At 59.9% G+C, this 14,156-nt stretch carries 15 protein-coding genes; 7 read left to right on the top strand and 8 right to left on the bottom strand.

What is annotated here, in order from left to right; genetic code table 11:
- Positions 1-21 precede the first annotated feature (21 nt).
- Positions 22-990: a LysR substrate-binding domain-containing protein gene (locus tag ACFORG_RS19585; protein WP_386737239.1), complete on the bottom strand. Its 969-nt coding sequence runs from the start codon at positions 988-990 to the stop codon at positions 22-24.
- Positions 991-1,074: 84 nt separating this feature from the next.
- Between ACFORG_RS19585 and ACFORG_RS19580 the strand changes: the two genes are divergently transcribed.
- The 5 genes from ACFORG_RS19580 (at position 1,075) to ACFORG_RS19560 (ending at position 7,277) form a co-directional block, all read left to right on the top strand.
- A complete protein-coding gene (locus tag ACFORG_RS19580) occupies positions 1,075-2,703 on the top strand; it encodes an amidohydrolase (RefSeq protein WP_386737238.1) in 1,629 nt (542 codons plus the stop codon).
- Positions 2,703-3,575: a CobW family GTP-binding protein gene (locus ACFORG_RS19575; protein ID WP_386737237.1), complete on the top strand. Its 873-nt coding sequence runs from the start codon at positions 2,703-2,705 to the stop codon at positions 3,573-3,575. The genes ACFORG_RS19580 and ACFORG_RS19575 overlap by 1 nt, the downstream gene beginning before the upstream one ends.
- Positions 3,576-3,679: 104 nt before the next feature.
- The gene (locus ACFORG_RS19570) at positions 3,680-5,080 is read left to right on the top strand and encodes a DegQ family serine endoprotease (protein WP_386737236.1); all 1,401 of its coding nucleotides are present in this window, start codon (positions 3,680-3,682) and stop codon (positions 5,078-5,080) included.
- Positions 5,081-5,242: 162 nt separating this feature from the next.
- The gene (locus ACFORG_RS19565; protein ID WP_386737235.1) at positions 5,243-5,923 is read left to right on the top strand and encodes a response regulator transcription factor; all 681 of its coding nucleotides are present in this window, start codon (positions 5,243-5,245) and stop codon (positions 5,921-5,923) included.
- A gap of 1 nt (position 5,924) precedes the next feature.
- Positions 5,925-7,277: a sensor histidine kinase gene (locus tag ACFORG_RS19560; protein ID WP_386737234.1), complete on the top strand. Its 1,353-nt coding sequence runs from the start codon at positions 5,925-5,927 to the stop codon at positions 7,275-7,277.
- On the opposite strand, the gene ACFORG_RS19555 is transcribed toward ACFORG_RS19560, so the two are convergent.
- The 5 genes from ACFORG_RS19555 to ACFORG_RS19535 all read right to left on the bottom strand — a co-directional run bounded on the left by ACFORG_RS19555 (position 7,268) and on the right by ACFORG_RS19535 (position 11,510).
- On the bottom strand, positions 7,268-7,732 hold the full coding sequence (locus tag ACFORG_RS19555; protein ID WP_386737233.1) for a CYTH domain-containing protein: 465 nt from the start codon (positions 7,730-7,732) through the stop codon (positions 7,268-7,270). The genes ACFORG_RS19560 and ACFORG_RS19555 overlap by 10 nt on opposite strands.
- Positions 7,732-8,481: a ParA family protein gene (locus ACFORG_RS19550; RefSeq protein WP_386737232.1), complete on the bottom strand. Its 750-nt coding sequence runs from the start codon at positions 8,479-8,481 to the stop codon at positions 7,732-7,734. The genes ACFORG_RS19555 and ACFORG_RS19550 overlap by 1 nt, the downstream gene beginning before the upstream one ends.
- A 1-nt stretch (position 8,482) precedes the next feature.
- Positions 8,483-9,991, bottom strand: coding sequence for a CYTH and CHAD domain-containing protein (locus ACFORG_RS19545; RefSeq protein ID WP_386737231.1), 1,509 nt, complete (start codon positions 9,989-9,991; stop codon positions 8,483-8,485).
- Between the two features lie 9 nt (positions 9,992-10,000).
- Complete coding sequence (locus tag ACFORG_RS19540) at positions 10,001-10,174, bottom strand: hypothetical protein (RefSeq protein WP_386737230.1); 174 nt, start codon at positions 10,172-10,174, stop codon at positions 10,001-10,003.
- Between the two features lie 115 nt (positions 10,175-10,289).
- Complete coding sequence (locus tag ACFORG_RS19535) at positions 10,290-11,510, bottom strand: cytochrome P450 (RefSeq protein WP_386737229.1); 1,221 nt, start codon at positions 11,508-11,510, stop codon at positions 10,290-10,292.
- A 164-nt stretch (positions 11,511-11,674) separates the two neighbouring features.
- Here ACFORG_RS19535 and ACFORG_RS19530 point away from each other — a divergent pair, with 164 nt between their 5' ends.
- Both ACFORG_RS19530 and ACFORG_RS19525 read left to right on the top strand, forming a co-directional pair.
- Entirely contained in the window at positions 11,675-11,851 is a 177-nt protein-coding gene (locus ACFORG_RS19530) for a YqaE/Pmp3 family membrane protein (protein ID WP_386737228.1), read from the top strand.
- Positions 11,852-11,854: 3 nt separating this feature from the next.
- The gene (locus tag ACFORG_RS19525; protein ID WP_386737227.1) at positions 11,855-12,262 is read left to right on the top strand and encodes a DUF4112 domain-containing protein; all 408 of its coding nucleotides are present in this window, start codon (positions 11,855-11,857) and stop codon (positions 12,260-12,262) included.
- A gap of 68 nt (positions 12,263-12,330) precedes the next feature.
- Here ACFORG_RS19525 and ndk read toward each other — a convergent pair whose 3' ends face one another.
- Both ndk and ACFORG_RS19515 read right to left on the bottom strand, forming a co-directional pair.
- Positions 12,331-12,753 (bottom strand): nucleoside-diphosphate kinase, encoded by a 423-nt coding sequence (gene ndk / locus ACFORG_RS19520; RefSeq protein WP_386737226.1) that lies wholly within the window; start codon positions 12,751-12,753, stop codon positions 12,331-12,333.
- A 114-nt stretch (positions 12,754-12,867) separates the two neighbouring features.
- Positions 12,868-14,070 (bottom strand): multidrug effflux MFS transporter, encoded by a 1,203-nt coding sequence (locus ACFORG_RS19515; RefSeq protein ID WP_386737225.1) that lies wholly within the window; start codon positions 14,068-14,070, stop codon positions 12,868-12,870.
- Positions 14,071-14,156 lie beyond the last annotated feature (86 nt).

The following is a 14,156-nucleotide window of genomic DNA, read 5'->3' as shown; positions in this document are numbered from 1 at the left end:
CGTTTTCTGTGTCGGAAAGATCTATTCAATGCACTTTCTGGTCGATGCCAGAATGCGTGGCGGCATGAGTATCGGCTCGAAAGCTCCCTGCGTTGTCAGTTCCGCGGCGATACTGCGCACCGCCTCGACAATGGCTGATCCGTGAAGCGGGCCAAGATAGGCTACACCGAATTCCGGCGCGGCCACGTCTTCGATGATTGGCAAAGCGCGATAACCGTTTCGTCCATCACGATCGTTTGGACCGCAGATATTCAAGATCGAATACCCGAAATCGCTGGCCACGAGGCCACGCAGGACCGAGCTTGACCGGGTCGAATGTACCACGTTCGGCGTAAGACCCTCGTTCTCGAACAGGGCGCGGAAGTAATCCTCGGTATTTGGCAAATCCAGCAGGATCATCGGTAATGGTGCGAGATCATGCAGGCTCACCTCGTCACGTTCCGCCAAGGGCGAGTTCACCGGCAATAGCGCCCAAGGGTGAGCCAGAAAAAGCGAGTCGAAAGGTGGATCGACCTCAAGCCCTGCCCGGTAGGTCAACGCGACATCGACCGCACCCGTCGCCAGATGGGTGGCTATGCTTTCCATGTCGCCCTCGGTCAACTCGATCCTGATCGAAGGGTATTTTTGTGCGATCCGGCTCAAGATCGGTGGCAAAACGTAAGGCGCCGTCGGCGCATAGCAGCCCAGCCGCAAAGTACCGGTCGGGTCACCGGCGATCGACATGAGGTCGGACTCGAAAACCCGTGCCTGGTCGAGAAAGGCGCTGACCCGTTCGCCGACCTCCAGCCCTGTTTTCGTCGGCACGATACCCTTGGCCGGGATACGGCGAAACAGATCAGTCCCGATAGTCTGCTCGATCAGGTCAATGGCAGCGGTTATCGAACTTTGCGAGATATTCATCTCGCTCGCGGCCTTGGCAATCGATCCACACCGCAGCGCGGCATCGAGGTAGCGGAGTTGTTTGAGTGTGAAATGCATGGCTAACAACATTTTGCCGATCTTTGCTGCACAGTAAATCCATTTTCCCACGGGTTTCACCTGCGTTACCCGTGTTGAAAACACCGGGAGGACCCAATGGCCGCGATAACAGTATTCCGGGCCCGAAAAATCATCACGATGGACCCCAGCCGTCCAGAGGCCACGCATGTCGCGGTTCGGGACGGTCGCATCTTGGCGGTGGGTGGGTCCGACTGTGCCGATGCCTGGGGCGAGGTCGCACATGATGAAAGCCTTGCAGATACGGTTCTCATGCCAGGCTTCGTCGAGGGCCACGCCCATATGATGGCCGGCGCGATGTGGAACTTCGCCTATGCCGGGTATCATGACCGCATCGATCCACGAGGCAAATGGCACAAGGGAATGACGGATATCGACGCAGTGGTGGAGCGGTTGCGTAAGCAGGCCTCGGACCTGCCCGAAGGCGCGCCACTAATCGGCTGGGGGTTCGACCCGATTTTCCTGCCTACCGAACGCCTGAATCGCCACCATCTCGACCGGATCGCAGATGATCGACCGGTAGTGATCATGTATTCGAATTTTCACTTGCTTTGCGCCAATTCCACGGCGCTCGAGATGGCAGGATACAATCGCCAAACCAATGTCGAGGGCGTGGTGAAGGGGCCGGACGGCGAGCCCACCGGCGAATTGCAGGAAATGGCGGCGATGTTCCCGGTCATGCGCCGCACCGGCGTGGATTTCCGTGGCCTGTCCCAGAAAGAAGAAGCGATCCGCGCCTACGCCGACGTATGCAAGCACGCTGGTGTCACTACGGTGACCGACCTTTATTCGCAGATGGAGGATGCCGACCTCGACACGCTTCTACGCGTGACGGGTGACGACGAGTTCGCTGTCCGCATCGTTCCTGCCCTCGGAACGGTCGGACACGACCCCGATGAAATCGCTCTCCGAGCACTCTCCCTACGCGCCAAATCCACCGATAAACTGCGAATGGGCGCGGTGAAGTTGATGACTGACGGGTCGATCCAGGGCTGGACCGCACGAGTCAAATGGCCGGGCTATGTCGGCGGCCAGCCGAATGGGATATGGAACACACCTCCCGAAACGATTCATGCCCTTTGCGAGGCGATGCAGAAACACGGTGTACAGATGCATATCCACGTAAACGGCGACGAGGCGTCGGACGTTTCACTTGACGCAATCGAAGCAGCGGGAAAAAAGCATCCCTGGCCGGGAGCGCGTCATGTATTGCAACATTGCCAGATGATGGGCGTCGATCAGTTCCGGCGCTGCGCGGATATGGGCGTTTGCACCAACATATTCTCCAACCATATCTGGTACTTCGGAGATCAGCATGCCGCCCTGACCATTGGCGAGGATCGCGCGCAGCGGATGGACGCGGTCCGATCGGCTCTGGACGAGGGCGTGAACGTCGCCATCCATTCCGATGCTCCTGTTACTCCCATGGGACCACTGTTCACCGCATGGTGTGCCGTAAACCGACAAACCATGTCAGGCCGGACACTGGGTGATGCGCAGCGCATCAGCGTGAACGAGGCGCTTTACGCGATTACACTGGGTGCGGCCTACACCCTGAAGCTCGATGACGAAATCGGCTCCATTGAAACGGGAAAGATCGCGGATTTTGCCGTTCTGGGCGACGACCCCACCGCTGTCGGACGTCAGAGACTGAAGGACGTTCCGGTGCTTGGCACCGTCTCCGGTGGACGTTTGCACCTGGTATGATGCGGCTGCCGCTGACAGTCATTTCCGGCTACCTCGGTGCTGGAAAAACGACGCTCATAAATCGTCTGCTGGCCGAGGATCACGGGCTGCGCCTTCTGGTGATGGTCAATGACTTTGGCGCCATCAACATCGACGCGGCCCTGATCGCCGCGAAAGGCGACGATACCATCGCACTGACCAACGGCTGCGTCTGCTGCACGATGGGCGCCGATCTGTTCCTGGCCCTTGGCGACGCGCTCGACCGCGACCCGAGGCCCGATCATCTGGTAATCGAGGCGAGCGGCATTGCCGATCCGGCCGCAATTGCGAACGCGGCGAAGGCAGAACCTGATCTGTCCTATGCCGGGATCGTCACGCTGGTGGATGCACAAAACGCCACCGGCCTGCTGTCGGACCCACTGATTGCACCTCAGGTAGCTCAACAGATGGCCGTGGCCGATTTGCTCTTGCTGACAAAGGGTGATCTGACAGATAGCCTCAGGGGCGCACTCGCCGCGCATCATCTGACAGAACCACAAAGACTCCCAGCAGGCGGCGGGCTTGCGCCGTTGCTGTTCGGCCTTACCCCCCTTCTCCGATCCAGGCCTGCAAACGCGCACCCGGCCTATTGCCATTGGGCGACCGATAAAGTCTCCGCACATTCACGCGATGCATTATGGGATAAACTCGCGGCTCGCCCCTCTGACCTCTACCGGCTCAAGGGGATCGTTCCTGGCCTTGACGGATGCACCGAAGTGCATGTTGTAGGCCATCACGTCGAACTGCGGCCGGTAAAGGATGGCACACCTGCACTTGTTGGTTTGGGACTTGCAGATCGGATCACGCCCCAAGAAATCGACCGCTGGTGGCGTGGCGCGGACATCGAAGATTAAACTTTCTTAATCCCGCGGTCAGCGCGCTGTCAGGTTCACCCTTTATCTCCTCGTTCAAGCTTGGGGACAGGCACCCCAAGACAAAAGGACCAAGGAGATCCATGATGAGCATGCAAACGAAAAACTGGCTGGGTGCGTCCGCGCTTGGCGCTGTGCTGATGTCGAGCACCGCCCTACCCGCTTTGGCGGATGAGGCACTTGCCGATCTGGTCGAAGAGGTCGCGCCATCGGTCGTTACCATCCTGGCGACGCAGACCGCGCAATCGCAGCCTGCACAGGTTCCAGACATGCAAGGCCACCCCTTCGGTGAGTTTTTTCGCCAGTTCGGCATGCCCGAGGGCATGCCGATGCCCAAGCAGGGACCGCGCCAGGGGCTGGGATCCGGGTTCGTGATCGAAGCGGACGGATTGATCGTTACGAACAACCATGTGGTCGAAGGCGCTGACAAGGTGACCGTACGCTTGTCGGATGACCGCAGCTTCGACGCCGAGGTGATTGGCACGGACCCGCTGACCGATCTGGCGCTGCTGCGCATCGAGGCCGACAACCTTCCCGCGCTTGAGTTGGGTGACAGCGATGCGATCCGCGTAGGCGAAGATGTTTTTGCCGTCGGCAATCCGTTTGGCCTTAACCAGACCGTCACCACCGGCATCGTCTCGGCCAAGGGCCGGAACATTTCCGAGGGCCCCTATGCCGAATTCATCCAGACGGACGCCGCCATCAACAAGGGCAATTCCGGTGGCCCATTGTTCAATATGCAGGGCGACGTGATTGGCGTGAACTCAGCCATCTACTCTCCCACCGGTGGCTCTGTCGGCCTCGGTTTCGCGGTGACCTCGAACATCCTCGACGAGGTGGTCGAGGATCTGCTCGACGATGGCAAGGTTGACCGTGGTTGGCTGGGGGTCTCTATCCAGAATGTAAGCCCCGACATTGCCGAGGCGCTTGGGCTGGATGGTGCCAAAGGCGCGTTGGTTTCCGAGGTGGTCGAAGGTAGCCCAGCAGAGGGTGTGCTCAAGGCAGGCGACGTTATCCTGTCATTTGGCGGCAAGTCCGTCACCTCCAGCTCCGATCTACCGCGACTTGTGGGTGCAACAGATACCGGAGAAAATGCCGATATCTCTGTTTTGCGCAATGGCAAGGAAGAGACGGTTACCGTCACGGTCGGCGCGTTCAAGGCGGCGATGGAGGTCGAGGAAACCGTTGAAGAACTCGCTTCGGGCAAGGCTCTTGGCGTGACCGTGGCGCCGCTCACGGCTGATACCCGCGCCCAAGCCGGTGTAGACGCATCGACGGAAGGTGTGGTCGTCATGTCGCTGAAATCGGGCAGCCCTGCCGAGCAGGCCGGCCTTCGCCCGGGCGATGTGATCGTCAAGCTTGGCAGCCAGGCAACGCCGTCCCCGCAGGCGCTCAAAGATGCGCTGCAAACTGAACCGACCGATCCGGCCCTTTTGCTTGTCAAGCGCGGCGGCAGCCAGATCTTCATACCTGTCCGGATCGCTTGACCCCGAAGCCCGCCGCCCGTGGGGAGTGGGCGGTGCGCAAGCCCGGCATCGGCCGGGTCGCCGGGCGCCCTTTTTTGGGGTGCCCGGCCCTTGCGTCGCAACCCACGTGCAACGCCTTGGCGCATGCCTTATACCCCATGCCGAAAGGAGACATCGAGCCAGATGAGCCGCCGCCTGTTGATCATTGAGGACGACACAGAAACCCGCGAGTTCGTCGCCAAGGGTTTCGCCGAAGAGGGTTTCGCCGTTGAAGCCGCCACCGACGGGCGCGAGGGGCTTTACCTCGCAACCGATGGCTCCTTTGACGCTATTGTTTTGGACCGGATGCTCCCTGGTTTGGATGGGCTTGCACTCATCAAGTCCTTGCGCGCCGCCGGAATGCGCACCCCGGTCCTGATGCTGACCGCAATGAGCGCGGTCGACGAACGCGTCAAAGGCCTGCGTGCGGGGGCTGACGACTACCTCGTCAAACCCTTTTCTTTTCAGGAACTGCATGCGCGGATCGAGGCATTGCTACGCCGACCGCAAGAGGCCGAGGAGACGGCTTTGCTGTCATGCCGTGATCTGGAGATGGACCTGCTGCGTCGCCGGGTCACCCGTGCCGGACGCGAGATCACGCTGACACCGCGTGAATTTCAGATCCTCGAGTATTTCCTGCGCCGCAAGAACCGGGTCATCTCTCGAACGATGCTGCTCGAAGGCGTGTGGGATTATCATTTCGATCCGAGCACCAACATCGTGGACGTACATATCTCGAAGCTGCGCCGCCAGATCGGAGACAACTCGGAGTCCCCCCTGATCGAAACTGTCCGCGGCGCGGGTTACATGATGAGCGACGCCTGACGTGCTGCGCAACGCCCGCACACGGTTGGTCCTTGCGGCCATGCTTCTCAGCACCGTATTGGCGGCGGCCGTTTTGGCACTCGTCTATGTAACCGCCAACCGGACCATCGCCGCGGAAACCCGGTCGGTCGTCGAAGCCGAACTTGCGGGTTTGGAAGACGATTACGAGCGCCTGGGTGTTCTTGGTCTCATCACCGCGATCGAACGGCGCGCAGTCGATGCGGAACGCCGCGATGCGCTCTACCTACTGACGAACCGCTTCGGGACGGTGCTGGCAGGCAACATGCTACGCTGGCCGCCTGACGTGGAACCCGGCAGTGGTTGGGTTGAGCTGGACCTTATCCGAACCGCCTCTGGCGAAACGGTTCCGATTTCGGCCGCGTCCCTGCAATTACGCGGTGGAGAACGGCTCTTGGTCGGGCGCGACGCGAGCGCCCGGCGCCAATTCGAGCAGGTTCTGCTTCGTACTATGGGTCTTGCGCTGCTGGCGGCGACCGTGCTCAGCCTCTTGACCGGTGGTCTGCTGACCCGTCTCGTTTTTTCGCGGCTTCAGGAAACCGCCCTTACAGCCGGAGAGATCGTCTCCGGCGACCTCAGCCAACGTATTCCATTGCGCGGCACGGGGGACGAGATAGACCAGATGGCCGGTACATTGAACGAGATGTTGGATCGCATTGAGGAACTGGTAAGCAATTTGCGAACGACATCCAACGCCATCGCACATGATTTGCGGTCGCCGCTGTCGCGGCTTCGCCAGCGGATCGAAACACTTGCCGATGCAACGCTTTCGCCCGAGACCCGCGAAACCGATGGCACGCGCGCGTTGGCCGAAGTCGATCACCTGCTCAAGGTACTCTCCCAGCTCACGGCCATTTCGCGAGCCGAGGCAGGGCTTGGTCGCGACCAGTTTGAGCCGGTCCGTCCCGCACGGCTGCTGCAGGACGTGGCCGAACTCTACGAACCCGTTGCGGCCGAGCGTGGCATTGCATTGGACGTATCCGCCGAAGACACGGTCCTGCCGGGACACAGGGCTCTCTTGGCCCAAGCGCTTTCGAACCTGGTGGAGAACGCGTTGCGCTACGCACCCGACGGCTCGACCATTTCCTTGCGGGCCGAAAGCACGGACAAGCATGTGCGACTGGCTGTAGCCGATGCTGGCCCCGGCGTGCCCGAAAGCGACCTGCACAAACTCGAGCAACCCTTTGTCACTCTTGACCCGTCTCGCGGCGATGGGTCTTCGGGCTTGGGTCTCGCCCTTGTGGCGGCGATTGCCCGCATGCACGGCGGCAAGTTCGAACCGCGCTGCCTGTCGCCGGGGTTTGAGGCAACCTTTACTCTGGCCCGTCAGGGTTGACCGTCGATCGCGAGTGCCCGGTTCTTGTAGCGTCCATCTTCACTAACGTCTTCGCCGAACCAGTCGGGTGGGCTGAAGTTGCGGGCAGCCGTCTCGTTTGCAAATTCCACTTCGACGAGCTTCAACCCTTTCAGCGCGCCTTCGAAGACGTCCAATTCAAAGAATAGACCATCGGCCAAAGCGCCGGTATGGCGTGTTTTTTCAACGCGCCTGCCTTCGGTCGCCGGCCAGAAGGTCTCGAAAACGGCCACCGGTATCTCGGCCTCTTCCTCGCGCCGGACAATACCTCCCTCGCCCTTGAGCGTCAGGAAATACCGTGCGCCTTTCTGGCGAAGCCGCATTTCAACCGAGTCGCCCGGCGTCGTCAGGTAACCTTGGCGGATTGCGGCCGAATTGGCCTCGGCGAGGTCCGGCATTTCCCGAACCAGGAACTTGCGTTCGATCTCCTGCCCCATCATTTGACCCCGCTGCCCAAAACTTCCTTGTAAAGGGCGGCATAGGCACGCCCGGCTGGTTTTTTGGCAGCATAACTGCGCACCGGGGCGCGTTTCAGCCCCATGCGCTCCACATCCGCCGAGAATGGAATTGTGCTTTCGAGAAACAGCTTGCGATACCGTGCGCGCATTTCTTTCATCGTGTCGGTATGCAGGGACTTGCGCGTTTCCACCATCGAAAAGAACGGCGCCAGCTTTCGACGGCGCAACCCGTGCTCGTCGAAGAACTCGACCAATTGTTCGAACGTTCGCGCAGAGAGAGTCGTCGGAATCACGGGAACGATGATCCGGTTGGCCGCCTTGAAAACGTTCTCGGAGAGGGCCGAAATATTCGGCGGGCAATCCAACACGATAACATCGTAATCATTGCCGACCGCGCTCAACGCTTTCTTGAGGCGCGACCGCTTATTGCGCATCCGGGCCAGGAAAACGTCGAAATCCCGAAAGCTCATGTTCGCGGGCAGAATGTCCAACCGTTCGAAATCGCTCGCACGGATGGCCTTGGTGAATCGCGCGACATCCTCGAAGAAACGCGCCTCGTCCAGTTTCTTGGAGGGCTTTACCCTGAAATAGAAACTCGACGCGCCTTGCGGGTCGAGATCACACAAAAGCACGCGTTTCCCGCCTTCGGCGAGAGCATGGGCCAGGTTGACTGAGGTCGCTGTTTTGCCGACCCCGCCTTTGTTCGAGTAGCAGGCGATGACTTCCACCTTAGCCCTCCGTGACATGGAACAGCGTGCGCGCGGTTTCGCGCACCTCGTCGCTGTCGAATTGTTTGAATCTTGCTGTGACAAGCGCACGCTCGTCCAGTTGCCGCTTGTGCAACACGGTTATCAACCCGCCCACTGCAAGAGCAACTTCCGTATCTGTAGCGCGGTCGCGACTGCGATGCGTTTTCACGAAGCTGCGCAATGCCTCTTGCTGAACCGAGTAGTCGTTGAAAAGACCCAGGTTGTCCTGCAATTTCTTAAGCGGTTTCAAAACCTTGGCGAGATCTTCTGCCGCAAAAAGCGGGGCGAAGAATTCGATAAGATAGCGCAGTTTCTTGCAGCTGATCCGCAGTTCGTGCACCTCTTCGTCCGGAGTGCTATCATCGATAGCGCGGGCGATCTTGCACACCTTGCGGTACCGTTTCCAGATTAGCGCCCTGGCATATTGAGCAGCAGGCAAATCGGCTTTGTCGCCCCGCGACAAGTCCTCCTCGGAAAATGCCTGTTCGAGTTCTGCCATGCGGTCGGCGTAAGCTTTCGACCGGAACCTCCGCGCAATTCTTTGCTGTGCGGCGTCGCGTTCCTTCTGATACGTGCGAAACATGTCGCGCAGCCCACGATGAAGGCTGTCCGGCAGCAGTTCGAAATAGGCGTCTTTCTCCAGCAAGTAGACGTCCAGATCACGCAAGGGACCGGTCGGCGCCATCAATTCGGAGAACGCGCTTTTCAAATGAACTGTCTGCTCGTGAGGAAAGACACCTTTGAACAGGCTCAGAACCGAGCGGATCTTGCGCAGGGCAACCCGGTAGTCGTGCAGGAACTCGGTATCGTGATCGGCGATCGTGCCAGCCTCGTTGCGGCGTGCGACCTCCAGATACGCGCGAATGATGGTAACCGCCACGTCATGGGCAGTCTGACCGGCATCGAGGGGGATTGCAGGTTTCGATACGTAAGGCTTCAATGAGGGTGCCAGTTTCGAAGCAATGGTGCCTGTTTGCGCCGTGGCGCCCCGAGCGATGAGCGACGCTCGAAGCGTCTCGAACGCCTTGTCGTAGCCGCGCATGAGTTCGACGGTGACCAGCGTGACCTCACCTTCCGCCGCCGACAGAACACGGATCGCAGCTCGCGCTTGGGTCTTGTCCTCATCATCCAGCAATGCCGCCTGCTGTGACTGAGCGGTACCTGACGCGACCTCCAGCAATGCTCGCAGTGGAGAAATATCGCCAAGCCGTTTGCGCACAGGACCGGGTGTCATTTCGGCGACGAAACCGCCTGAGGCCTTGGTTGCCTGATCATACACTGAGCCATCGGCTGCAAAGAGCAGGAGTTCCCCGCCAATTTCAAGCAATGCCCGGCCCGATTTCTGCAAACTCTGGTCGAAATCGTCGAGAAGAACAAAGCCCCCCTCGTCCTTCAGCGGTTCAAGAAGCAGTCGCAAGCCGTTGTCCGACCATATCTTTCCGGCTTCGATGCGCCCCGGAACAACCAGCATTTCTTGTCGCGCTGACATTTGTTTCGCTCACTTTTTCCGCGACGTACCGAGATAGTCTTCTACCAGCGTCTCAACGATTTTCTGGACACTCGTCCCCTCCTCGATGGCTCTGATCTTGAGGGCCTTCAGCGTTTTGACGTCAAGTCTCAACGACGTGTTCCGCTTGCCCTTTTCGCCATCGGCTCCGGTATTCTTGCCCATCCCGCCAACTCGCGCCTCGAACTCATGACGTCATGCTGTCACCGGACGACGCAGAAGACAACCGGCCGACATACTTGACGTCCAGTTACGTTACTACATTTCGCGTCGCCGGTTTTCAGGAAAGCTGCGCAGGAAGCTCCGCATATCCGCGAAAACGTATTCGTCCGCCCAGGACCCGCCCCCGCAACAATTGATAGTCGGGATATCTTGCGAGGAAGCGCGACAGCGCGATCCGACCTTCAAGTCGCGCAAGGGTCAATCCGACACAGACATGGGGACCACCTGCAAATGCGAGGTGCTTGTTCGGTTTGCGCGCAATGTCGAACTCTTTTGGGCTGTCGAACTGGTCAGGGTCGCGATTGGCCGCGCCAATGCACAGGTGCAGGTTGGTTCCTGCCGGAATGTCTTCGCCACCGATTTCGACGGTTTCGGTCGTTTCGCGGTTACCCAACTGGTTCGGCGAACGAAAGCGAAGGATCTCTTCCACGGCGGATTGCATCAAAGTCGGCTCGTCCATCAGGCGTCTGCGCGCCTCGGGGTGGTCATTCAGCAGTGCCAGGCCATTGCCGATCAGGTTCGTTGTCGTTTCGTGCCCGGCATTCAGGATGAAGATGCAGTTCTGGAGCAGCTCCGTTTCGCTCAGTTGCGCATCAGCACCCTCACCCCGGATCAGGCGCGTCAGAACGTCTGTTTCGGGATCTCCCGGCTGCGCGCGCCGCCGCGCGACCAGATCCTCGAGATAGCGCTTGAAGTCCTCCACCGCGCGGTGTCCTTCGGCCAGTTGCTCTTCGGTCAAGGCCGGTTCGAGCGCACCAAGGATCGCCAATGACCAGTCCCGCAACGGTCCGCGCTCGTCCATTGGAACGTCCAGAAGGTTCCCGATTATCTGGATCGGGATGGTGGATGCGAAATCCTCGATCAGATCCACATCTTCCTTCGTTGCCATGTCGTCCAGCAGCGTATCGACCGTGTCGACAAGGCCGGGCTCCATCCGTGCGATCGCACGTGGTGTCAGGGCTGAGGTCATGATCTTGCGGACGCGCGTATGTAAAGGCGGATCGGAGAAGACCAGCGAGGTCGTGTGATGCTCGTATAGCGGCGAGCCTTTCCCGAATTTCGGCGCAAAGGCGACGGTTTTATCCGAAGAAAACAGCTTTGTGTCGCGGTAGATGCGGTCGAGGTCACGATACCGGCTCAGCAGTACGGATCCGTCCGGCTGCCACAGCACAGGGGCATGCTCCAACAGCGCGTCGTAGAAAGGAAACGGGTTTTCGACAAATCCCTTGGGCGGCGCCAAAAGGTCAAAAGATAAGGCGGTTTCTCGCGACACGGTCATCAGTTCTCCCTTCGGCGGCAACCTGCGATCCGGCGCGACGCTACATCCGACCTGTTCCGGCGTCCAGATACACACTCCTGCCACCGCGCAGTTCTGCCCAAGGGAACCACGCAAGCCGATGGTTGTTGATCAGTAACACCTGACACATGTTCAAGGAGGCCGTAATGGACCTGATCCGCATCATTGTCGCCATCCTCTTGCCGCCGCTCGGCGTGTTCCTGCAGGTCGGTTTTGGCAAGCACTTCTGGCTCAACATACTTCTCACGCTTCTCGGCTATATCCCCGGTATCGTGCACGCCGTCTGGATCATCGCGCGAACCCCGGACTCGCGAACGGTGTAACCCATGGACACAGCCAGAAACCTCCGCCGTGTTGAGCGGGCCGAGCGCATCGCGCGGAAACTTGACGCCGCCTTTCGCTTGCCCGGCACTCGGATCCGCTTTGGTTGGGACAGTGTACTGGGCCTTGTGCCTGGCGTCGGCGATGCCCTCACCGTGGCGCCGGCCGCATACATCCTGAAGATTGCCCATGATACGGATGCACCTACCGCGCTGTTGGCCCGAATGGCCGCGAATGTCGTGATCGACTGGATCACTGGACTGGTGCCGATCGTGGGTGACCTCCTCGACGTGGGCTACAAGGCGAACTTGCGAAATGTCGCACTTCTTCGCGAGCACGTGGAGAAACAGCACAGCCACGCTACGGCCCAAACCCAAAGGCCTGGGCGTTTCCGATCGGCCAGAACAGCCTGAAGACCCAAACGAAAAGAGGCGCCCAGCAAAGCGGGCGCCTCTACGTCTTTTTTTTAGGGACGGACGGCTTAGCCGACCAGTTCGATTCCGGCGAAGAAATACGCAATCTCGACAGCCGCAGTTTCAGGGGCGTCCGAGCCGTGAACAGAGTTTTCGCCGACCGACTCGGCAAACTCTGCGCGGATCGTGCCGGGGGCGGCATCGGCGGGGTTGGTCGCGCCCATGATCTCGCGGTTTTTGGCAATGGCGTTCTCGCCTTCCAGCACCTGAACGACAACCGGAGCCGACGACATGAACTCGCACAGTTCGTCGTAGAAGGGGCGCTCTTTGTGTACGGCGTAGAACTCGCCTGCCTGCGCCTTGGTCATGTGGATGCGCTTCTGGGCAACGATGCGCAGGCCGGCTTCCTCGAACTTTGCGTTGATGGCGCCGGTCAGGTTACGGCGGGTTGCGTCGGGCTTGATGATCGAAAAAGTGCGTTCCAGTGCCATGAGGTCTCTCCTTGAAAAATTGCTGCGCGGGACGGCCGCCCGACGCCTGATTTTCATCGCGCGCCGCGTAGCACGACCCGCGCCTCATGAAAAGCACTAACGGAAGCGTCCTGTTCAGGCCGGCCCGGGCGCTCCTTCCAACCGTTCGATGCGGCGGACGTAAAGCGAGGCGATCAGTGCTGTGGTACTGGTTACCAGCATCGTCCCCAAAACAGCAAAGGGTGCGTTTTCGGGTGTAACCAATACACCTACGCCAGAGGTCAGCACGGCGCCAAGGGCCACGGTGAATGCTCCGGACAAGCCCGAAGCACTGCCTGCAAGATGCGGGCGGACGGACACCAGCCCCGCATTGACAGATGCGAGCGTCAGACCGTTGCCAAGCCCCAGAAGGATCGCGGCGCCGAAGAAGACCAAGACGCTGCCTTGTCCAAGAAGAAAGGCGCCTAGGCCGAGGAACGGCCCCAGCACCGCCGAGCAACGACCGGCCAATACCAGGTTCAGCGGATCGGTTCGAGTGGCCATCCGGCCGGTGACGAGGTTACCCACCATGAAGCCACCGGTTATGATACCGATACCCAATCCCAACTGCGCGGGCACCAGGTCGAACCATGCCGCCGCGACCAAAGGCGCGCCGGTGATGAACGTATAAAACCCTCCCACCGAGAACCCGAGGCATAGCACGTAACCACGAAACCGGCGCGAAGCTGCAAGCTCCGGCAACTCACTCAGCTGCTGCGCCAGGCTTTGCGAGGCGCGACGGCTTGTTTCGCCTAGGTCGAACCAGATCAACCCAAGCACGGCAAGCCCAGCCAAAGTATAGAAAACGAAGGATGCACGCCATCCGAATGCCATGTCGAGCGCACCGCCCAGCATCGGTCCAAGCATCGGCGCCAGCGCCATCGACATGCCAATATAGCCCAGGCGGCTTGCAGCCTCGGCGGGTGGGTACATGTCACGGACAATCGCCAGCGAAACGACACTGGCAGCAATAACGACACCCTGCATCATCCGAAACAGCAGAAAAACCCAGATTGAGCTGGCCAGCGCGCACCCGATCGACGCGAGCACGAATATGGCCATGGCGCTCAACAGCACGGGCCGCCGCCCAAACCGATCGGACAGCGGCCCGATAAGCAGTTGCAGCACGGCTGTCATCGCCAGGTACCCCGCGACCGACAGGTTGACCAATCCATATTCGACGTCGAAATCTTCGGCCATCCGCGCCAGCGACGGCAGGAACATGTTGAGCGACAGCACGCCTAACGCAGAGCCGAGTATCAGTGTAACAAGATGCGGCGGAGTTTTGGCAGGGCGCATGAGCTTCTCTTTGCGGAACCACATGGGCCTATCACGACATTACGATGCTGACCATGACCGCTGGCGGGCGCGTCGCCGCTCTGCTA

Origin of the sequence: Lutimaribacter marinistellae, assembly GCF_042648365.1 — a bacterium.
Lineage (GTDB): Bacteria > Pseudomonadota > Alphaproteobacteria > Rhodobacterales > Rhodobacteraceae > Lutimaribacter_A > Lutimaribacter_A marinistellae.
This window is presented reverse-complemented; position numbering and strand designations above follow the sequence as displayed.